Genomic DNA, 20292 nt, shown 5'->3' on the forward strand with positions numbered 1-20292 from the left:
CGTTCCGCCCCGCCCCTGGCAGCGGTGGCGGGAGCGCGGACCGCCCGTCCCGCACGGACGGTGGCTCGTCGCGGAATAGACTGCGGGGCATGGGGAACGACCTGCCCGTCCACCGCACCGCCCTCGCCACGGGCGTCACAGTGTCCTGGGTCGCCACGGGTCCCACCGGCGCGACACCGGTCGTCCTGCTCCACGGCTGGGGAGAGACCCACCGGGAGTTCTCCCGACTGCTCCCGCTGCTGCCCGCCACCGTGCGCGCCATCGCCCCGGACCAGCGCGGCCACGGGGAGGCCGACCGGCCGCAGGAAGGCTACGCGCTGCAGGACCTCGCGGCGGACGTGGTGGCGCTCCTGGACGCTCTCGGCCTGGCGTCGGCCGTCCTGCTGGGCTCGTCCAGCGGCGGGTACGTCGCCCAGCAGGTCGCCCTTCACCATCCGCACCGGGTGCTCGGCCTCGTCCTGGTGGGCTCGCCTCGCTCCCTGCAGGGCCGTGCGCCGTTCGCCGACGAGGTGGAGGGGCTGAGCGATCCCGTCGACCCCGCCTGGGTCCGGGAGTTCCTGGGCTGGTTCCCGACCGTCCAGCCGGTCCCGCAGTGGTACGTCGAGGAGAGCGTCAGGCACGGCGCGGCCATCCCCGCCCGCGTGCGGCAGCGATCCCTCGAGGGCCTGTCCACCGCCCGTCCTCCGACCGATGCCGGGACGATCGCCGCCCCCACCCTGGTCCTCTGGGGAGCGTGCGACGGTCTGCTCCCCCGTGACCACACGGATGCGCTGGTCGCGGCGATCCCGGGAGCACGACTCGTCGTCTACGAGGACACCGGTCACCTGGTGACGTGGGAGCGACCGGAGCGCGTCGCCGCCGACCTCGTGGCGTTCCTGGACGACCTCGGGCGCTGACGCCGGGCGGCGTGCACCGGCGAGCAGCGGGAACGGCTCTGGCCGGGCGGCGACGCGTGCTTGTCCGCCGACGAGACCGGGAGGAGAATGTGACCATCACGGCCGTCACCGCCTCGGGGCGGCACGGGGGTGATCGAGCCGGCACCGGATGGGTGCAACGCCTCGACCAGCGGGCCCACCATGACGCGAGTCTCCCTCCTGGGAGAGCAGCAGATGCGTTCGGGGCCGGATGACGCTCCGGTCCCGGTGCCCGGGCGCGCGGGTGCGCTCCTGGCCTTCCTGGTGCTGAACGAGGGGCGACCCCAGGAGCGTGCCCACCTGGCGTCGATGCTCTGGCCCGATTCGTCGGCCGGTCAGGCCAGGACGAACCTGCGCCGGGAACTGCACCGTCTGCGCGCCATGATCGGCACCGTCCCGTCGCTGGTGGTCACCGACTCGGCCCTGACCTGGCACGGCGGGCCGGACTGCCCCGTCGACGTCCTGGACTTCCGGTCGCACCGGCGCGCCGCGCTGGAGGCCGACAGGTCGGGGGACGCTCCTGGTTTCTCCCCCCGTGCCGAGGCGGCCCTCGCTCTGTACCGGGGCGAACTGCTGCCCGGCAGCAGCGACGACTGGCTCGACCACGAACGGGCACAGCTCCGGCGCGAGTACGTGGAGCTGGTGCTGGCCACAGCCGTGGCGCGCCGCGCGGCGGGCGACGGCGACGGTGCGGCCGAACTGGCCCGCGTCCACATCGAGCTGGAGCCCCTGGACGAGGCGGGCTACCAGCTGCTCATGGAGCTGCAGGCGTCCGCCGGCCACCGCACGGAGGCCATGAGCACCTATCACCGGTGCGCGGCCGCACTCGAACAGGACCTGGGGGTAGAGCCGGGCAGCTCGATCACCGGCGCCTTCGAACGGCTCCTCCTGGACGGTCGCACGCCGGCCGGTGGCACGGCGACCCCGGGGCGGACGAGCACGGAGCTCCCGGTGCACACCGCAGCCGGGAGGGGCCCACGACCGGTCCGGCTGTCGGCGCCGCCCCTGGTGGGACGCACGGAGGAGCTGGCCGCCCTGCGGCACGCCTGGGGACGGTGCGCCCGCGGCGGTGCCGGGTTCGTGCTGATCCAGGGAGACCCGGGCGTGGGCAAGAGCCGGCTCGCCGCGGTCCTCGCGCACGAGGCGCAGCGGGACGGTGGGGTGGTCGCCGCCGCCCGCTGCTTCGGGCACTCGGGCCGTGCGCCCCTCGCCCCGGTCGCCGAATGGCTGCGATCGCCCGAACTGGCGGCCGGCGGGCGTCGGCTGGACGAGCTGTGGCGGACCGAGCTCGACCGTCTGCTGCCCGCGGCCACCGACACGGTGGACCGTGATGCCGCGGACGGATTCTCGGGCCCGCGCGATCCCACCGAGGCGTGGGGAAGACAACGCTTCTCCGAAGCACTGGTGCGGGCCGTGCGCTCGCCGGCCAGACCGGTCCTGCTCGTCCTCGACGACGTGCAGTGGTGCGACGCGGAGACCCTGGCCTGGCTCCCCTCCTGCCTCGGACACACCGGTGGCCCAGGTCTGCTGGTCCTGGGCACCGCCCGCCCGCAGGGGTTGGAGAGCCGGCCGGCGGTCGACACGGTGCTGCAGAGCATGCGCACCGCCGGTCTGCTGCAGGACATCGTGCTCGCTCCGCTCGGCCGCCAGGCCACGGTGGACCTGGCCGTCCAGGTGGCGGGGAGGGACCTGTCCCCGGACGAGGCCCGTGTCGTCCACGGAGTGACGGCCGGCTACCCGTTGCACATCGTCGAGGCCGGGCACCAGATGCGGTCGGCCGGTGCCGGTTCCCCAGGGATGCGGCACCACGGCCTCGACGGCGTCCTTGCCCGGCGGTTGCAGGAGCTGTCGCCCGCCGCGCAGGAGACCGCTCGGTTGGCCTCAGCCGTCGGTCGCGAGTTCAGCGTGGACCTGCTGCACGAGGCCGGAGGCCTGGACTCCGATCGCCTGGTGGACGCCGTCGACGAGCTCTGGCGGCTGCGGATCCTCCGAGCCGACGACAACACCTACACCTTCACACACGAACTCCTGCGCGAGGCGGCCTACCGCTCCGTGAGTCCCGCCCACCGGTGGTTGCTGCACCGCCGGCTGGCCCAGGCCCTCGAGCGCGTCCACGCCGGGCGGCTGGACCCGGTGTCGGCTCAGCTGGCGGAGCAGTACGACCGCGGCGGCCGACCGGAGCGGGCCGTGTACTTCTACCAGCGGGCCGCTGCCGTCGCCGCGGACGTCTACGCCTACGCGGAGGCGCTGACCCACCTACGCCGCGCCCTGCGGCTCATCAGGCAGGGCGTTCCCGGACGGGAACGGGACACGGCGGAGCTCGTGGTCTTACGCAGCATGGCGGCCCCGCTGACGACGGTCCAGGGATACGCCTCCGCGGAGCTGCTCGGCACGCTCGAGCGGGCCGAGGCTCTCGCCCGCGCCCAGTACGAGACCGAGGTGGTGGTCTCCTGCCTGGTCGCACAGTTCGCCGTCCGGTTTGTGCAGGGCCGGATGTCCTCCTCATACGCCATCGCCTGCGAAGCCCTCGAGCAGTCCGTCGGCGCACCAGAGCTGGCCGGGCAGGCGCACTTCGCGATGGGCGGGGCGGCACTCGCCCTGGGAAGGCACGCCTCGGCCGTGGAACACTTCGCCGCCGGTTTGGAGTCGTCGCTGGGCGCGCGGACGTACATTCTCGGCACGAATCTGGACGTGCACTGCCGTGCGTGGGCCGCCCACGCACACTGGTTCTTGGGGCAGGAGGCGCAGGCCCTCCAGCTCAGCGAGGACGCCCTCCGGCGCGCGCGGACATCCGATCACCCCTTCAGCCTGACGGTAGCGCTCAGCTATGCCGCCGTGCTGCACCAGCTCCGCGGGGATGTGGCCGCCACTGGTGATGCCGTGGAGCAACTGCGCGAGGTCTGCGGGCGCTACGACATCGCCTACTACGACCAGTGGGCCCTGATCCTCGAAGGGTGGGCCACCCCGGGCCCGGAGGGCATCGCCAAGATCCGGCGGGGCATCGACCGGCTGCGCTCGGACGGCTCCTTCGCCCGCATGCCGTACTGGCTGGTACTGCTGTCCGACGCCCTCGCCCGCGACGGCAGGCTCACGGACGCCGCCGGTGTCCTCGACGCCGCAGCCTCGGCTGTGGCCTCCCACCGAGAGCTCTGCTGGTCGCCTCTTGTCGAGGAACGCCGTGCCCGGCTGGCCGCAGAGCAGCGTTCGGGCAGGCCCCCGCAGGCGAACGGTGGCGGAACGCCGGGTCCGTAGCGTGGGCCCTACCGGCGGGACCAGCAGGCCCTGCCCTGTTCGGGAGAACCGATCATGAACACCACATCCTCACAACAGACCACGTTCGCCGACGTCCCGTTCGACACCCTGGCCACGAGCCTGCGGGGTGCCCTGATCCGAAGCCAGGATGCTGAGTACGACGGTGCACGGGCCGTCTACAACGGGATGGTCGACCGGTACCCGGCCGCCATCGCCCGGTGCGCCGACGCGGACGACGTCGCGTCCTGTATCCGCTTCGGCCGTGAACACGGGATCGACCTGGCCGTGCGCGGCGGCGGGCACGGCGCCGCCGGCCTGAGCGTCGCCGACGACGCCCTGGTCATCGACCTCTCCGCCATGCGCGGCGTCACGGTCGACCCCACCCGGCACGAGGTCGTCGTGGACGGGGGCTGCACCTGGGGCGACGTGGACCGGGTGACCGTCGCCGCGGGCATGGCCACACCCTCCGGGTTCATCGCCAGCACGGGCGTGGGCGGCCTGGCACTGGGCGGGGGCGTGGGGTACCTGACCCGCCGTTTCGGGCTGACTGTGGACAACCTGCTCGCCGCCGACGTCGTCCTGGCCGACGGCAGGAAGGTGGTGGCGGACGCGGAGTCCCACCCTGCCCTGTTCTGGGCGTTGCGTGGGGGCAGCGGCAACTTCGGCGTGGTCACCTCGTTCCGGTTCAGCTGCCACGAGATCGGCGATAACGGCGTGGTCTTCGGCGGTCCGGTCCTCTACGACGAGGCGGATCTCCCCGAGGTCATGCGCTGGTACCGGGAGGTGCTGCCGGGCCTGCCGGAGGAGCTCAACGGCTGGATCGGCATCATGGCCATCCCGCCGGCCCCGCCGTTCCCCGAGGAACTGTGGGGCCGCCACGCCTGCGGCATCGTGTGGTGCTACACCGGGCCGTTGGACCGGGCCGAGGAGGTCACAGCACCCGTGCGCGAGTTCGGCACGCCCCTGGTCGTGGGGATGCAGCAGATGCCCTTCGACGTCCTGCAGTCAGCGTTCGACGGCCTGTACCCGGCAGGACTGCAGTGGTACTGGCGCGCCGACTTCTTCGACGAGATCACCGACGAGGCGATCCGGGTGCACCAGAAGTACCTGGCCGCCCTGCCCACGGGGCACTCCTCGATGCACCTGTACCCGATCGGTGGCGCGGCGGCACGGGTTCCGGAGTCCGAGACCGCCTTCGCCCACCGCGGCGAGGGCTGGACCGGCACCATCGTCGGCGTCGACCCCGACCCAGCGAACGCGCAACGGATCACGGAGTGGACCAAGGCCTACTGGGAGGAGCTGCACCCGACCGGGTCCGGCGCGGTCTACGTCAACTTCCTCATGGAGGAGGGCCGCGACCGGGTCCGGGACGCCTACGGCAGCAGCTATGAGCGGCTCGCCAGGATCAAGGCGGAGTACGACCCCGAGAACGTGTTCCACCTGAACCAGAACATTCGCCCGGCCGGCTCCTGATCTCGACGCGGCACGAGGAGCACCCCTTCCGGGCGCCGGCCGCTGCTCACCGTCCGCCTGCGGCGGAGCGCCGGTCCGGTCAGGCGGGCGCCGCCCGGAGGCGGACCGGGTCCAGGGCGGCGGCGGTCTCCTGGGAGCACCACGGGCCCACGGCCCCGTCGAGGAGCAGGTCCGCGGCGGCGTGGGCCATGGCGGTGCTCGTCTGGAACCCGTAGCCGCCCTGGCCGGCCAGCCACAGGAACCCGGGCACTGCGGTGTCGAAGCCGCACACGGGCACGCCGTCCGGGGCCTCGGTGCGCAGACCGGTCCAGGCCCGCTCGATCCCGGTGGCCCCCAGCGACGTCACGGTGTTGAGCCGCGCCAGGAGGTCCTCGACGTCCTCGAGCACCGGCTGCGCGTCGCAGGGCTCGCTGGGCACGGCCTCGGACGGGGAGACGAGCGCCCCCTCCCCGGCCCGCCGGTAGTACCAGCCGCGGTCCGCGGCGACGACCATGGGGTGGTCGGGGGCCAGCGGCTTCGCGAGCCGCACGAGGGCGGCGGTGCGCCGCAGCGGGCGCAGACCCAGCGGGGCCGCGCCGAACAGGGTGGCCACCTCGTCCGCCCAGGCGCCCGCGGCGACCACGACCTGCCGGGCCCGCAGCCGGTGCGCGCCGAGCGTGACCCGCCAGCCGGCGGCGTCGGGCTCCGCCGCGGTCACCGGGGCGCCGGTGCGCAGCTGCGCGCCCGCCGCCGTGGCGCGGTCGCGGTGCCACGACACCAGGGCCGCGGCGTCGGTGCGCACGGAGGTGCTGTCGAGGCGCCCGGCCTCGACCACGTCCGCCGGGGAGCAGGCCAGCTCGGGGCACAGCTCCACGAGCTCCGCGCGGGACAGCGCCCGCGTTTCCGGAGCGGCCTCGGTCCGCAGCCGCTCCTCGGTCCCCACGAGGACCATGCGACTGGGCCAGGCCAGGAGACGGGACGGTGCGGGGCGGGGGTCGAGCAGCCGGGCGACGGTCGCCCCGGTCAGCTCCCGGACGGGCGCCGGGCCGTAGCTGGGGATGAGCTGCTCTGCCGAGCGCCCGGAGGTGTGGTGGGCCAGGGCGTGCTCGGTCTCCGCGAGCACGATCCCCGCTCCGCTCCCCCGCCGGTCGGCCAGCTCCGAGGCCAGGGACAGTCCGGCGATGCCGCCGCCGATGATGAGCACGTCGCACGCAGGGTCCATGGGCCCATGCTCGCACGCCGCGCGGCGAGGGGTCGCGTCCGGAGCACGCCGCGCGGCGAGGGGTCGCGTCCGGAGCACGCCGCGCGGCGAGGGGTCGCCTCCTGCCGGAATCCTTGACAGATTCCCGCAGGAGGCGACCCCTCGGCGGTCCGCGCCGGCGCACGCGGTCCTGCGCCGGCGCGGGCTGCGGTCAGCCCTGGACGCCGAGCTTCTCCAGGATCAGCTCGCGCACCCGGCCCGCGTCGGCCTGGCCGCGGGTGGCCTTCATGACCGGGCCGATGAGGGCGCCGACGGCCTGGACCTTGCCGGCCTGCACCTTCGCCACGACGTCGGGCATCTGGGCCATGGCGTCGTCGATCGCCGCGGTCAGCACGGAGTCGTCGGAGACCACCGCCAGGCCGCGCCGCTCGACGACCTCCGCGGGCGAGCCCTCGCCGTCCAGCACGTGGGCGAGGACCTTCTTGGCGAGCTTGTCGTTGATCTTGCCGGCGTCGATGAGCCCGTTGAGCTCGACGACGTGCTGCGGGGTGACCCCGAGGTCGGCGATCTCCGTCTCCCGCTGGTTGGCCAGGCGGGCGATCTCGCCCATCCACCACTTGCGGGCCGCCGCCGGGGCGGCGCCGGCGGCGACGGTCTGCTCGATCTCGTCGAGGACCCCCGCGTTGACGACGTCGCGGAACTCCTCGTCGGAGAATCCCCAGTCGGTCCTGAGCCGCCTCCGGCGCTCGGCCGGGGGCTCGGGCAGCTCGGCGCGTAGCCGCTCGATCCACTCGTGGTCGGTCACGACCGGCACGAGGTCGGGCTCGGGGAAGTACCGGTAGTCGTCGGCGTCGGACTTGGGGCGCCCGCTCGTGGTGGAGCGGGTGTCCTCGTGCCAGTGCCGGGTCTCCTGCACGATCGTGCCGCCGGAGTCGAGGACCGCCGCGTGGCGCTGGATCTCGAAGCGCACCGCCCGCTCCACGGCGCGCAGGGAGTTCACGTTCTTGGTCTCGGAGCGGGTGCCGAACGTGGCGCTGCCCTTGGGCATGAGGGACACGTTGGCGTCGCAGCGGACGTTGCCGCGCTCCATCTTCGCGTCCGAGATCCCGAGGTTCTTCACGATCTCCCGGATCATGGCCACGTACACGCGGGCCAGCTCGGGCGCGCGGGAGCCGGCGCCCACGATGGGCTTCGTCACGATCTCGATGAGCGGGACCCCGGCGCGGTTGTAGTCGACCAGGGAGAAGTCGGCGCCCTGGATGCGCCCGGCGGCGCCGCCCATGTGCGTGAGCTTCCCGGCGTCCTCCTCCATGTGGGCGCGCTCGATCTCGACCGTGAACACGGTCCCGTCCTCCAGCTCGACGTCGACGGAGCCGTTCTCGGCGATCGGCTCGTCGTACTGGGAGGTCTGGAAGTTCTTGGGGGTGTCCGGGTAGAAGTAGTTCTTCCGCGCGAAGTGCGAGACCGGGCGGATCTCGCAGCCCAGGGCGAGCCCGAGCTTGATGGCCGACTCCACGGCCACCCGGTTCACCACGGGGAGCACCCCGGGCAGGCCGAGCGAGACCGGGGTGACGTTGGTGTTCGGCTCGTCCCCGAAGACGTTGGGGGCGGCGTCGAACATCTTGGTCCGGGTGTTGAGCTCCACGTGGACCTCGAAGCCCAGCACGGGGTCGTACTTCTCCATGGCCTCGTCGAAGGACAGGACCTCTTCGGTGCTCCGGTTCATCAGCGGGCTCCTCCCCGGACGGGTGCGGACAGATCGGGCGCGGCCGGGTCGCCGGCCAGGTCCCGGACCAGGGCGGCGGTGTCCGGCAGGGCCTGCCAGAGCGGTCCGCCCCAGCGCTGCTCGAGCAGGGCCTCCAGGCCGGCGCCGGCGCGGTAGAGCCGGGCGTCCTGGCGGGCCGGGGCCATGAACTGGATGCCCACGGGCAGCCCGTCCTCGGGCGCGAGGCCGCCGGGGACGGAGATCGCGGGGACCCCGGCCAGGTTGGTGGGGATGGTGGCGATGTCGTTGAGGTACATCTGCATGGGGTCGGCGGACTCGTCCACGGCGCCCCGCTCGAACGCGGTGGTCGGTGCCGTCGGGGAGACCAGCACGTCCACCTGCTCGAACGCGGCCGCGAAGTCCCGCTGCACGAGGGTCCGGACCTTCTGCGCCGAGCCGTAGTAGGCGTCGTAGTAGCCCGCGGACAGCGCGTAGGTGCCCAGGATGATGCGGCGCTTGACCTCCGCGCCGAAGCCCGCGGCCCGCGTGGAGCCCATCACGCGCTCGATGGTCAGGGGGCCGTCCTCGGGCAGCACGCGGTGGCCGAAGCGCACGCCGTCGTACTTGGCGAGGTTGGAGGAGACCTCCGAGGACATGATGAGGTAGTAGGCGCCCAGGGCGTACTTGAAGTTCGGGGTGGAGACCTCCACGACCTCGGCGCCCGCGGAGCGCAGCAGCTCCACGGCCTCCTGGAAGCGCTGCTGGACGCCGGGCTGGAAGCCCTCGCCCGTGAGCTCCTTGACGACGCCCACGCGCAGACCCGCCAGCCCGCCCCCGGCGGCACCGGCCCGGGCCTGGGCGGCGAGGTCGCCGACCGGGTCCGGCAGGGACGTGGAGTCCTGCGGGTCGTGCCCGCCGATCACCTCGTGCAGCAGCGCGGCGTCGAGCACCGTGCGCGACACGGGGCCCACCTGGTCGAGCGAGGAGGCCATGGCGATCACGCCGTAGCGCGAGACCCCTCCGTAGGTCGGCTTGACCCCGACCGAACCGGTGAGGGCCGCCGGCTGGCGGATGGACCCGCCGGTGTCCGTGCCCAGGGCCAGCGGCGTCTGGAACGCGGTCACGGCCGCGGCGGACCCGCCGCCGGACCCGCCCGGGATCCGGGACAGGTCCCACGGGTTGCGGGTGTCGCCGAAGGCGGAGTGCTCGTTGGAGGAGCCCATTGCGAACTCGTCGAGGTTCGTCTTGCCCAGCATCGGCATCCGGGCGGCGCGCAGCTTCCGGGTCACGGTGGCGTCGTACGGGCTCATCCAGCCCTCGAGCATCCGCGACGCGGCGGTGGTGGGCTGGCCCTGGGTGACGATGAGGTCCTTGACCGCGATCGGGACGCCGGCGAGCTCGGGCAGCTCCTCGCCGCGGGCGCGGGCGGCGTCCACCTCGGCGGCCACGGACAGGGCCTCCTCGGCGTTGACGTGCAGGAAGGCGTTGAGCCCGGTCTTGCCGCGGCTGCGGTCGGCCGGGTCGACGGGGGCGCCGTCGGTCTCGCGGATGCGGTCCAGGTGGGCCTGGACGGCGTCGACGGAGGTGAGCTCACCGGCGGCGAGCCGCCGGGCGAGCTCGGCGGCGGAGAGGCCGACGACGCCCTGGGGGGTTCCAGTGCTGGTCATGGGGCTACTCCTCGTCCAGGATGGCGGGCACCTTGAACTTGCCCTCGGCGGCGTCCGGTGCGTTGCGCAGCGACTCCTCGGCGGTGAGGGTCGCCCCCACGACGTCCTCGCGGAAGACGTTCTGCAGCGGGATGGGGTGGCTCGTGGCCGGGACGTCCGGTCCGGCGGCCTCGCTGACGGACGCCACGGAGTCGACGACGAGGTCGAGCTCCTTGGCCATGGACCGCAGCTCCTCCTCGGTCATCTCGATGTGCGCGAGCTTCGCCAGGTGGGCGACCTGCTCGCGGGTGATCGCAGACATGCGCGCTCCTGCTCGTGATCGGGGGTGGTTTCCGGTCCAGTCTAGCCGCGCGGCACTCCCCTCCTTCCCGGCCGGAGGGGGCCCCGCAGGGGCATACCCTGGAGGGACGCACCGACCACCGCACAGGAGCACCCGGACATGGCCAAGAGCACCCCCGCCCGCACGAAGAAGGACCGAGGCGCCAAGAGCGGGCGCCCCGGCGCCCGCTCCGGCAAGGCCGCGCGCGCGACCTCCGCGACGGACGCCGCCAACGCGTGGCGCCAGCGGGTCAGCAAGGACGCCGCCGCGACGATCGACACGGTCATGGCCCACGTCCAGGCCGTGGCCGAGCAGCAGCTGGGGCAGCACGGGGCGTTCCCCGCGTTCCTCGTGACCGCTCGCAAGGACGGCGAGTACGAGCTGGACAGCCTGCCCGCCGAGGACGCGGAGGAGCTGAGCCCGGAGGCCGCCCTGGACGCCCTGCGGGCGAGGGCCGTGGAGGTGCGGGACGACGTCCTCTGCGCCGCGGTCGCCTTCCCCGTGACCCTGCCGGACCGGTCCGGGCAGACCGCCGTGGCCGTGGAGACCCAGCACCGGGAGGGCGAGTCCCTCATGGTGATCCAGCCGTACCGGCTCAAGGGCGCGGAGCGCTCCGTGAGCTTCGGCGACGCCTCGGTCGAGCCCGCCGACCCGTGGCTGTGGACCTGAGCCGACCCGCTGCGCCGCCCCGGCGGTCACCGGGCATGCGAAAGGGCCCCTCCGGTCGGAGGGGCCCTTTCGCGTGCTCTCGCGCGGCGCGGCCGCGCGGTGCCTGTCCGGTGGGGATCAGGCGGGGACGGTCAGCACCTGGCCCGGGAAGATCAGGTTCGGGTCGGCGATGATGTCCGCGTTCGCGGCGTACAGGTCCTCCCAGTTCTCGACGCCGAGCTTGTCGGCGATGGAACCGAGGGTGTCGCCGGCGACCACGGTGTAGGACTCGGCGGAGACCGCGGCCGGGGCCACGGGGGCGGCCGGGGCCACGTACTCGACGACCGGAGCCTTCGCGGCGGCCGGGGCCGGGGCCTGGACGGGAGCCGGGGCCGGCGCGGGGGCGGCAGCCGGAGCAGGGGCCGGGGCCTCGACGGGGGCCGGGGCCTGGACCGACTGCGGGGTCACGGACGCGGAGCCCATGGGGTTCGCGGAGGGGGCGGCGGAGCCGGACAGGCCCAGCTTCGCGGAGCAGGCGGGCCACGCGCCCCAGCCCTGGCCGTCGAGAACGTTCTCGGCCACGGCGATCTGCTGCGCACGGGAGGCGTTCTGCGGAGCACCCTCGCCACCGAAGGCGGCCCAGGTGGAGGGGGTGAACTGCAGGCCACCGGAGAAGCCGTTGCCGGTGTTGGTGTTCCAGTTGCCACCGGACTCGCACTCGGCGAGGGCGTCCCAGGTGGAGGCGGGGGCGGCGTTGGCCGGGAGGGCCATGGCGCCCACGGCGGTTCCGCCGAGGATCAGGGCGGCGGCACCGCGACGGACGTTGCGACGAACAGCGGAGGTGTTGGTCATGATGCTCCCTGAGGCCACCTGCGCTCGTTTCCGTCCCCGGATGTCTTCGCGCCGTCGTCTACCCGTGAAAGTGTTGTGGGTAAGTGCTTACAGGTGTCTGCCCTATAGACGACGTGCGGTGTTACGGCAGCACCTAGCATGATCTGGTGGCGTGCCGGAATTCGGATCCCGGGCACACCGGATCCCCGGAGGAATCCTCGGGGAAGCTGTTTATCACGATAGCGTAACGATTTTCGTTGCGCTACCCCTTTCGGGCCGACGTGAGGTATCACACGTTCGGTCGGTGCGGGGTGCCGATCCGTGATCCAGACCGGCGGGGAGAACTCTCGTTCCGGAAGCGGAGGTCATGACACCTCGGGAAGAACGCTTCGAAGATCACGCTATGGCAACTTTTTGGTCTCGGTCAAGTCACGAGAGGTATCTCACACCGGGGGCGGGCCGCGTCCCGCCCCGCGCTCAGCCCGGGATCCCGCGCTCGCGCGCGGTGATCCAGGCCGCGAGGCGGTCGGCGGCCGGCACCTCTCCCGCCGCCGGAGAGGGCAGCTCCGGCCGGGTCACGAGCGCACCGGCCTCCTCGGCGATGAGCGCGCCGGCGGCCCAGTCGTGCTCGTGCAGGCCCTGCTCGCCGTACCCGTCGAGGGTGCCGTCCGCGACCATGCACAGGTCCAGGGCCGCCGAGCCCAGGCGCCGCAGGTCCGTGTAGTGCCGCATGGTGGCCAGGAAGCCCGGCATCTGGCGCTCGCGCCGGGCGGCGTCGAAGGAGAACCCGGTGCCGTAGATCCGGCCCGGCCGGTCCGGCACGGGACCCTCGAGCCGGCGGGTCGTCCCGTCCGCCTCGACCCACGCCCCGGCGCCGCGCACCGCGAACCAGGTGCGGCGCAGGGCCGGGGCGTTGACGGCCCCCACGAGCCAGTTGCCCTCGGCGTCGGCGGCGGCCACGGACGTGCAGTAGTAGACGATGCCGCGGATGAAGTTGGTGGTGCCGTCGAGCGGGTCCACCGACCAGCGGATCCCGGAGGGGTGCTCCGGGCGGTGCGTGCCCGACTCCTCCCCGGTGACCGTGTCGTGCGGGCGGCGGTCCAGGATCGTGCGCAGCACGGCCTGCTCCGCGGCGACGTCGAAGCGGGTGACCCAGTCCCCCTCGCCGGACTTGCCGGTGACGCCCAGCCGGTCGGCGTCGCGGCCCCGCAGGACCTCCGCCCCGGCCTCGGCGGCCGCCAGGGCCAGCTCCAGCAGCTCCTCCAGGTGGGCGCCGGTGGGGCCGAGGCCCTCCAGCGCGTCGTCGTGCCGTCCCATGCTCAGACCCCGTCCTCGTCGTCCGTACCGTTCTCCGTGCCGCTCTCCGTGCCCTCGGCCGCACCGGCGAAGGCGTCCGGCCCCTCGGCGAGGAGCCGTTCGAACCCCGCCTCGTCGAGCACGGGCACGCCGAGCTGCTCGGCCTTGTCCAGCTTGGTGCCGGCGTTCTCGCCCGCCACCAGGAAGTGCGTCTTCTTCGACACGGAGCCCGAGGCCTTGCCCCCGCGCACCAGCACCGCCTCCTTCGCGGAGTCGCGGCTGAAGCGCTCGAGGGTGCCGGTGATGACCACGGTGGTGCCCTCGAGGGTGCGGGGCACGGACTCGTCCACCTCGTCCTCCATGCGCACGCCCGCCGCCGCCCAGCGCTCCACGATCTCGCGGCGCCAGGGCTCGGCGAACCACTCGGTGAGGGCCGCGGCGATCACGGGCCCCACGCCGTCGGCGTGGGCCAGCGTCTCCTCGTCGGCGTCGCGGATCGCCGGCAGCGAGCCGAACGCGGTGGCCAGGGACCGGGCGGCGGTCGGGCCCACGTGCCGGACGGACAGGGCCACGAGCACGCGCCACAGCGGCTGCGCCTTGGCCTTCTCGAGCTCCTCGAACAGCTTGCGTGTGGTGGCGGTGGGCTCGGACGGCTTCTTGGCCGTGCCCTTCGTCCAGAAGTACGGCACGAGCTCGGTCTCGCCCGTGGGCGTGCCGCGCGACCTCTTCTCCCGCCGGATCCGCACCTCGCGCAGGTCCTCGGGCGTCAGGTCGAACAGGTGCGCCTCGCTGGTCAGCGGCGGGACCTCCGGCTCGTCGGGCCGGGTCAGGGCGAGGGCCGCCTCGTAGCCGAGGGCCTCGATGTCGAAGGCGCCGCGGCCGGCGGCGTGGAAGACCCGCTCCCGCAGCTGGGCCGGGCAGCTGCGGGCGTTGGGGCAGCGGATGTCGACGTCGCCCTCCTTGGCCGGGCGCAGCTCCGTGCCGCAGGACGGGCAGTGGGTGGGCATCACGAACGCGCGCTCCGTGCCGTCCCGCAGCGCCACCACGGGGCCCACGATCTCGGGGATCACGTCCCCCGCCTTGCGCAGCACCACGGTGTCCCCGATGAGCACGCCCTTGGCCTTGACCACGTCCTGGTTGTGCAGCGTGGCCATCTCCACCGTGGACCCGGCGACCCGCACCGGCTCCATGAGCCCGTAGGGGGTGACCCGTCCGGTGCGGCCCACGTTGACCAGGATGTCCTTGAGCCGCGTGTGCACCTCCTCGGGCGGGTACTTGTAGGCCACGGACCAGCGGGGCACCCGGGAGGTGTGCCCCAGCCGGAACTGGGTGCGGCGGTCGTCGACCTTGACCACGATGCCGTCGATCTCGTGGATGAGGTCGTGGCGGCGGCGGCCGAACTCCTCGATGAACGCGAGGACGTCCTCCGTGGAGGGCAGCACCTTGTAGTACGGGCTGACCGGCAGGCCCCACCGCTCGAGCAGCTCGTAGACCCCGGACTGGGTGTCGGCGCGCAGGCCCGTGGCGGCGCCCACCCCGTGCACGTACATGGACAGCCGACGCCGGGCCGTGACCTCCGGGTCCTTCTGCCGCAGCGAGCCCGCCGCGGCGTTGCGGGGGTTGGCGAAGGGCGCGCGCCCCTCGGCCACGATCGCCTCGTTGAGGGAGCGGAAGTCGCGGGTGGAGATGAACACCTCGCCGCGGATCTCGACCTCCTCGGGGACGTCCTCCCCGGTGAGCACGGTGGGGATGGACGCGATGGTGCGCACGTTGTGCGTGACGTCCTCGCCCGTGGTGCCGTCGCCCCGGGTCGCGGCCCGCACCAGCTCGCCGTCGCGGTAGAGCAGGTTCACGGCCAGTCCGTCGATCTTCAGCTCGGTGAGCCACGCGGACTCCGGGGCGTCCGGCAGCGCCGCGATGGAGGCGGTGGTCTTCTCCGTCCAGGCGGTCAGCTCGTCGATCGAGAAGACGTCCTCGAGGGAGTACATCCGCGCGAGGTGGGTCACCGGCGCGAACGCCGCGGAGACCTCGCCGCCGACCTCCTGGGTGGGCGAGTCGTTGGCCACGAGCTCCGGGTTCAGCGCCTCGATCTCCTCGAGCCGCCGGTACAGCTCGTCGTACTCCGCGTCCGGGATGGTGGGCGCGTCCTCGACGTAGTAGGCGGTCCGCGCCGCGCGCACCCGGTCCACGAGCTCCGCGTACTGCTCCTTGAGGTCCTCACTGGGCGGGGCGGGGTTGAGGTCCTGACCGGTGGCGTCGACGGGGCGTGCGTCTGTCCTCTGCTGTGGGCTCACCCGACCATTGTGGCCCACGCGCCGGAGGGGACCCGCGTTCCGCTCCGCGGCGGCGGGTCAGCCCTCTTGCCGCACCACCGTCCCCGTGAAGTGCGGGCGCCGGCGCCGCGGGTCCCACCCGGCGAAGCGCGAGCCCCGCCAGCCGGCGCCCCGCCCGTCGTCGGTGATCGCGACCGCGACCGTTCCGGGCAGGGGGACCGGGGCGGCGAACTCCACCGTCCAGCGGAAGGGCACCCCGGGCGGCACCCCGACCTCGGCCAGGGCGCGCGAGGCGGAGTACATGCCGTGGGCGATGGCCTGCTTCATGCCGAGCGCCCGGGCGGTGGGTCCGGAGAGGTGGATCGGGTTCCAGTCCCCGCTCACCGCGGCGTAGTCCCGTCCGGTGCCGCCCGTCAGCCGCCAGTGCCCGGTCGGCGCCGGCGGCACGAACTCCTCGCGCGGGGACTCCTCGACGGTCCCGGGCACGCGCACGCCCTTGGCGAGGTAGGTGGAGCGGCCCGTCCAGACGGGCTCGCCGTCGCCCCTCGTCAGGCGGGCGACGACGTCGACCTGCGCGCCGGAGCGGTGCGGGCGCAGCCGCTCGGCGTGGGCCGTGACGGTCAGGTCCTCCCCCACGGCCACGGACCCGCGGTGCTCGACCTCGTTGGCCAGGTGCACCATGCCGAGGACCGGCAGCGGGAAGTCCGGGCGGGTCAGCACGCTCATGGCCACGGGGAACGCGAGGGCGTGCAGGTACCCGGAGAAGGCCTCGGTCCCGCCGGCGCCCTCGTGCAGCGGCGCGCCGACCGTGCGGCAGAACGCCTCGTGCCCGGCGGCGTCCACGACCACGGCCTCGACCACGTGCGCCACCGCGGGCAGGTCGCCCGGAGCGCCCCCGGTGCCGCGGCGGCGCCCGGGCGCCCGGCCCGGCAGCCGGTCGGTGAGCGCCCGCGGCAGCAGACCGCCGGCCGCGCCCGCCGCGGCGCGGGCGTAGAGCCCGCCGAGGGAGGGGATGTCGGTGAGGACCACGGGCTCGTACCGGTCGCCGTCCATGCTCACGCCCCCACCAGGTTCTGGCCGCACACGCGCAGCGTCTGCCCGTTGACGCCTCCGGCGGCGTCCGAGGCCAGGAAGAGCACGGCCTGGGCCACGTCCTCCGGCAGCCCGCCCTGCTGCAGGGAGTTCAGCCGGCGGGCGACCTGGCGGCGGGCCGCCGGGATCCGGGCGGTCATCTCCGTCTCGATGAACCCGGGGGCCACGGCGTTGATGCTGCCGCCGCGCCGCGCCAGCAGGGGTGCGGCGGCGGCGACCATCCCGATCACCCCGGCCTTAGAGGCCGCGTAGTTGGTCTGCCCGCGGTTGCCCGCGACACCGCTCGTGGAGGCCAGGGAGACGATCCGCGGGGCCGGACCCAGGCCCTCCCCCGCCAGCAGCTGCTCGTTCATCCGCAGCTGCGACTCGAGGTTCACGGCGAGCACCGAGGACCAGCGGGACTCGTCCATGTTGGCCAGCAGCTTGTCCCGGGTGATCCCGGCGTTGTGCACCACCACGTCCAGGCGGCCGAAGCGCTCCCGGGCGAGCCCGAGGATCCGCTCCCCGGCGTGCTCGTCCGTGATGTCGAGCTGGAGGGCCACGGCGTGGATGTCGTTGGCGAGCGCGGCCAGGGGCTCGCCCGCGGCCGGGACGTCCACGACGACGACGTGGGCGCCGGCGCCGGCGAGCGTGCGGGCGATCTGCGCGCCGATGCCGCGGGCCGCGCCGGTGACGGCGGCGACCTTGCCCCGCAGGGGGGCCTCCCAGTCGGCGGGCAGGGCCCCGGCGTCGTCGCCGACCGTCACGAACTGCCCGGAGACGAAGGCGCTGCGCCCGGAGAGCAGGAAGCGCAGGGTGCCCAGCACGCTCGGGGCCTCGGGGTCGACGCCCTCGGCGAGCAGGACGCCGTTGGCGGTGGCCCCGCCGCGCATCTCCTGGGCGGTGGAGCGCAGGAGGCCGACGACCGCCTGGCGGGCCGCGGCGACGGCCGGTTCGAGGGGCTCCGCCGCCGCGGGCGTCGCCGAGGCCGCGCCCGTGCCGATGCCCGGCGCGGGCCGGGACACGGTGACCACCCGGCCGCCGGGGGCGAGCGAGCGCAGCGCCCCGCCCAGCCCGAGCGCGGGCTCGGCGAGGTCCGCCGGCCGCGCGAGCTCGGTCAGGGCCAGCACGACGGCCCCGAACCGGTGGACGTCCTCGGGGTGGCGCCGGACGTCCAGGTCCCAGCCGAGCAGGGCCGCGGCGATCCTGTCGGCCTCCTCCCCCCGCCCCAGCACGAGGACGGGTCCGGGCACGAGCGGTTCCCCGGCACGGTGGCGGCGCAGCCGGGCGGGCGCGGGCAGCCCGAGCTGCCGGGCGAGCCTGCCGCCGGGGCCGGAGCTGACGAGGTCGAGGTAGGTGTCTGCCATGTCAGTGGGGTCCTTGCTGTGGGGGTCGGTGGGGGCGTCGGCGGGCGCGGGCTCAGCGGGCCTCGAGGACCGCGGTGACGCCCAGGCCGCCGGCGGCGCAGACCGAGATGAGCCCGCGGGCGGGGCGCCCGGTCTCGTCGGCGCGCTCGCGCAGCAGCTTGGCGAGGGTGCCGACGATGCGCCCGCCGGTCGCGGCGAAGGGGTGCCCGGCCGCGAGCGAGGAGCCCGTGACGTTGAGGCGGCTCCGGTCCACGGCGCCGAAGGCGCCGTCCAGGCCCAGCCGCTCGCGGCCGAACTGCTCGTCCTCCCACGCGGCGAGGGTGGAGAGCACGGTCGCGGCGAAGGCCTCGTGGATCTCGACGAAGTCGAAGTCCTCGAGGGCCAGGCCCTGGCGCGCCAGCAGGCGGGGCACGGCGTAGGCGCCGGCCATCAGCAGGCCCTCGTCGCCGTGCACGAAGTCGACGGCGGCCGCCTCGACGTCCACGACGTCGGCGAGCACGGGCAGGGAGTGCTCCGCGGCCCAGTCCTCGGAGGCCAGCAGCACGGTCGAGGCGCCGTCGGTGAGGGGCGTGGAGTTGCCCGCCGTCATCGTGGCCTCGGCGTCGAGGGACTTCCCGAACACCGGCTTGAGCCCGGCGAGCTTCTCGACGGAGCTGTCCGGGCGGAGGTTGTTGTCCCGGGACAGGCCGCGGAAGGGGGTGACGAGGTCGTCGAAGAACCCGCGCTCGTAGGCGGCGGCCAGGTGCTGGTGGCTCGCGGCGGCGAACTCGTCCTGGGCCTCGCGGGAGATGCCCCAGCGGGCGGTGGTGAGGGCCTGGTGCTCGCCCATGGACAGCCCCGTGCGCGGCTCCCCCGTGCCGGGGGCCACCGGCTTGAGGTCGCCCGGGCGCAGCCCCGCGAGGGCCTTGAGCTTCTGCGGGGTGCTCCTGGCCCGGTTGAGCTCGAGCAGGGTCCGGCGCAGCCGTTCGCTCACCACCACGGGGGCGTCCGAGGCGGAGTCGACGCCACCGGCCACGGCCGAGTCGATCTGGCCGAGCCGGATCTTGTTGACCAGCGTGGAGACGGCCTCCATGCCCGTGGCGCAGGCCTGCTGCACGTCGAAGGCGGGGGTGCGCGGATCGAGGACCGAGCCGAGCACGGACTCGCGCGTGAGGTTGAAGTCCTTGGGGTGCTTGAGCACGGCCCCGGCGGCGACCTCGCCGATCCGCTCCCCGGCGAGGCCGTAGCGGGCGGCCAGCCCGTCGAGGGCGGCGGTGAGCATGTCCTGGTTGCCGGCGTTCGCGTAGGCGCCGTGCGCCCGGGCGAAGGGGATGCGGTTGGCGCCGACCACGACGGCCCGGCGGGCCACACCGGTGCGGCCGGCGCCGCTGGGGGTGGTGTGCTCGGCGGTGGGCTCGACGGTCTGCTCGGGGGTGGACTCGCTCACAGGGAACTCCTCGGTGGTGTTGTGATGCTGCTCACGTCACGAACGATAATACCTGATACTCTGGGTATCGTGAAACAGGTCGACGCCACTGACTCCACCGCCCCGGGCGGCACGTCCGCCACGGACGGCCGCTCCTCCCGCTGGGCCCGGCACCGCGCCCAGCGCCGGATCGAGCTCATCCGCACCGCGCGCAGCGCCGTGGACGAGCTCGGCGCCCAGGCGTCCATGGAGGAGATCGCGTCCGCGTGCCAGACGTCCAAGTCCGTCTACTACCGGTACTTCGGGGACAAGGCGGGACTCCAGCGAGCGGTCGGCGAGTACACCGTGACGCGGATGCGCGACCGGCTCGAGGAGGCGGCCCGCGCGGCCGGCTCCTTCGAGGACTCGGTCGAGGCGATGGTCGCGGAGTACCTGCTCAGCATCGAGCGCTCGGCGTCGGTGTACCGCTTCGTCGTGGCCCTCTCGCCCGACCCCGGGCGGTCCCGGCTCGAGCGGCACCGGGCCGAGCGGGCCCGTGGCGAGCAGACCCGCGGCGAGCGCTCCGGCAAGGAGGCCGCCCCCGCCGAGGACGGCGGCGAGCGCTGGCTGATCCAGGAGTTCACCGAGTCCGTCAGCGGGCTGCTCGCGGAGGCGCACGTGCGCCACACCCCCGCCGAGCGCCGGCTGGAGGAGCCGGTGCTCAGCTACTGGGCCGCGTCCACGATCGGCATGGTGCGCGGCGCCGGCGAGGCCTGGATGAACACCCCCGAGGGCACACGGCGCCCGTCCCGCGCGCGGATGACGGAGCTGATCGTGGGCTGGGCCGTCGACGGCCTGCGCCCGCCCGGCGCGCCCGTGCCGGAGCAGCCGCCCGCCTGACCACCACCCGGG

15 protein-coding genes are annotated in these 20292 nt (G+C 74.1%); 5 read left to right on the top strand and 10 right to left on the bottom strand.

Going from position 1 to position 20292, the window contains the following annotated elements:
- The first annotated feature begins 89 nt into the window (after positions 1 to 89).
- From Q0817_RS00265 to Q0817_RS00275, 3 genes are all read left to right on the top strand, one after another.
- On the top strand, positions 90 to 896 hold the full coding sequence (locus tag Q0817_RS00265; RefSeq protein WP_298582490.1) for an alpha/beta fold hydrolase: 807 nt from the start codon (positions 90 to 92) through the stop codon (positions 894 to 896).
- A gap of 180 nt (positions 897 to 1076) precedes the next feature.
- Positions 1077 to 4166 carry an AAA family ATPase gene (locus Q0817_RS00270; RefSeq protein WP_298582493.1) on the top strand — a complete coding sequence of 1030 codons (3090 nt, stop codon included), beginning with the start codon at positions 1077 to 1079 and terminating at the stop codon, positions 4164 to 4166.
- Between the two features lie 54 nt (positions 4167 to 4220).
- Positions 4221 to 5639 (top strand): FAD-binding oxidoreductase, encoded by a 1419-nt coding sequence (locus Q0817_RS00275; RefSeq protein ID WP_298582495.1) that lies wholly within the window; start codon positions 4221 to 4223, stop codon positions 5637 to 5639.
- Positions 5640 to 5718: 79 nt separating this feature from the next.
- Here the strand turns inward: Q0817_RS00275 and Q0817_RS00280 are convergent, their stop codons facing one another.
- The 4 genes from Q0817_RS00280 to gatC all read right to left on the bottom strand — a co-directional run bounded on the left by Q0817_RS00280 (position 5719) and on the right by gatC (position 10492).
- Positions 5719 to 6840: an FAD-binding oxidoreductase gene (locus tag Q0817_RS00280; protein WP_298582498.1), complete on the bottom strand. Its 1122-nt coding sequence runs from the start codon at positions 6838 to 6840 to the stop codon at positions 5719 to 5721.
- Positions 6841 to 7030: 190 nt separating this feature from the next.
- Positions 7031 to 8545, bottom strand: coding sequence for an Asp-tRNA(Asn)/Glu-tRNA(Gln) amidotransferase subunit GatB (gatB, locus tag Q0817_RS00285; protein WP_298582501.1), 1515 nt, complete (start codon positions 8543 to 8545; stop codon positions 7031 to 7033).
- Positions 8545 to 10191: an Asp-tRNA(Asn)/Glu-tRNA(Gln) amidotransferase subunit GatA gene (gene gatA / locus Q0817_RS00290; RefSeq protein WP_298582504.1), complete on the bottom strand. Its 1647-nt coding sequence runs from the start codon at positions 10189 to 10191 to the stop codon at positions 8545 to 8547. The genes gatB and gatA overlap by 1 nt, the downstream gene beginning before the upstream one ends.
- Positions 10192 to 10195: 4 nt before the next feature.
- Positions 10196 to 10492 (bottom strand): Asp-tRNA(Asn)/Glu-tRNA(Gln) amidotransferase subunit GatC, encoded by a 297-nt coding sequence (gatC, locus tag Q0817_RS00295; RefSeq protein WP_298582507.1) that lies wholly within the window; start codon positions 10490 to 10492, stop codon positions 10196 to 10198.
- Between the two features lie 138 nt (positions 10493 to 10630).
- Between gatC and Q0817_RS00300 the strand changes: the two genes are divergently transcribed.
- On the top strand, positions 10631 to 11179 hold the full coding sequence (locus Q0817_RS00300; RefSeq protein WP_298582510.1) for a hypothetical protein: 549 nt from the start codon (positions 10631 to 10633) through the stop codon (positions 11177 to 11179).
- 117 nt (positions 11180 to 11296) lie between these two features.
- Here Q0817_RS00300 and Q0817_RS00305 read toward each other — a convergent pair whose 3' ends face one another.
- The 6 genes from Q0817_RS00305 to Q0817_RS00330 all read right to left on the bottom strand — a co-directional run bounded on the left by Q0817_RS00305 (position 11297) and on the right by Q0817_RS00330 (position 19344).
- On the bottom strand, positions 11297 to 12010 hold the full coding sequence (locus Q0817_RS00305) for a transglycosylase family protein (protein WP_298582513.1): 714 nt from the start codon (positions 12008 to 12010) through the stop codon (positions 11297 to 11299).
- A gap of 456 nt (positions 12011 to 12466) precedes the next feature.
- Positions 12467 to 13306, bottom strand: coding sequence for an inositol monophosphatase family protein (locus Q0817_RS00310; RefSeq protein ID WP_298582515.1), 840 nt, complete (start codon positions 13304 to 13306; stop codon positions 12467 to 12469).
- Between the two features lie 2 nt (positions 13307 to 13308).
- A complete protein-coding gene (gene ligA / locus Q0817_RS00315; RefSeq protein WP_298582518.1) occupies positions 13309 to 15579 on the bottom strand; it encodes an NAD-dependent DNA ligase LigA in 2271 nt (756 codons plus the stop codon).
- 57 nt (positions 15580 to 15636) lie between these two features.
- The gene (locus Q0817_RS00320) at positions 15637 to 16611 is read right to left on the bottom strand and encodes a MaoC/PaaZ C-terminal domain-containing protein (RefSeq protein WP_298583036.1); all 975 of its coding nucleotides are present in this window, start codon (positions 16609 to 16611) and stop codon (positions 15637 to 15639) included.
- A 2-nt stretch (positions 16612 to 16613) separates the two neighbouring features.
- On the bottom strand, positions 16614 to 17996 hold the full coding sequence (locus Q0817_RS00325) for a 3-oxoacyl-ACP reductase (protein ID WP_298582521.1): 1383 nt from the start codon (positions 17994 to 17996) through the stop codon (positions 16614 to 16616).
- 52 nt (positions 17997 to 18048) lie between these two features.
- Positions 18049 to 19344, bottom strand: a complete 1296-nt coding sequence (locus Q0817_RS00330) for an acetyl-CoA C-acetyltransferase (RefSeq protein ID WP_298583038.1) — start codon at positions 19342 to 19344, stop codon at positions 18049 to 18051.
- Between the two features lie 147 nt (positions 19345 to 19491).
- Here Q0817_RS00330 and Q0817_RS00335 point away from each other — a divergent pair, with 147 nt between their 5' ends.
- Positions 19492 to 20280, top strand: coding sequence for a TetR/AcrR family transcriptional regulator (locus Q0817_RS00335; RefSeq protein ID WP_298582524.1), 789 nt, complete (start codon positions 19492 to 19494; stop codon positions 20278 to 20280).
- Positions 20281 to 20292: the final 12 nt, after the last annotated feature.

The sequence above is a fragment of the uncultured Kocuria sp. genome (assembly GCF_947500125.1).
Lineage (GTDB): Bacteria > Actinomycetota > Actinomycetes > Actinomycetales > Micrococcaceae > Kocuria.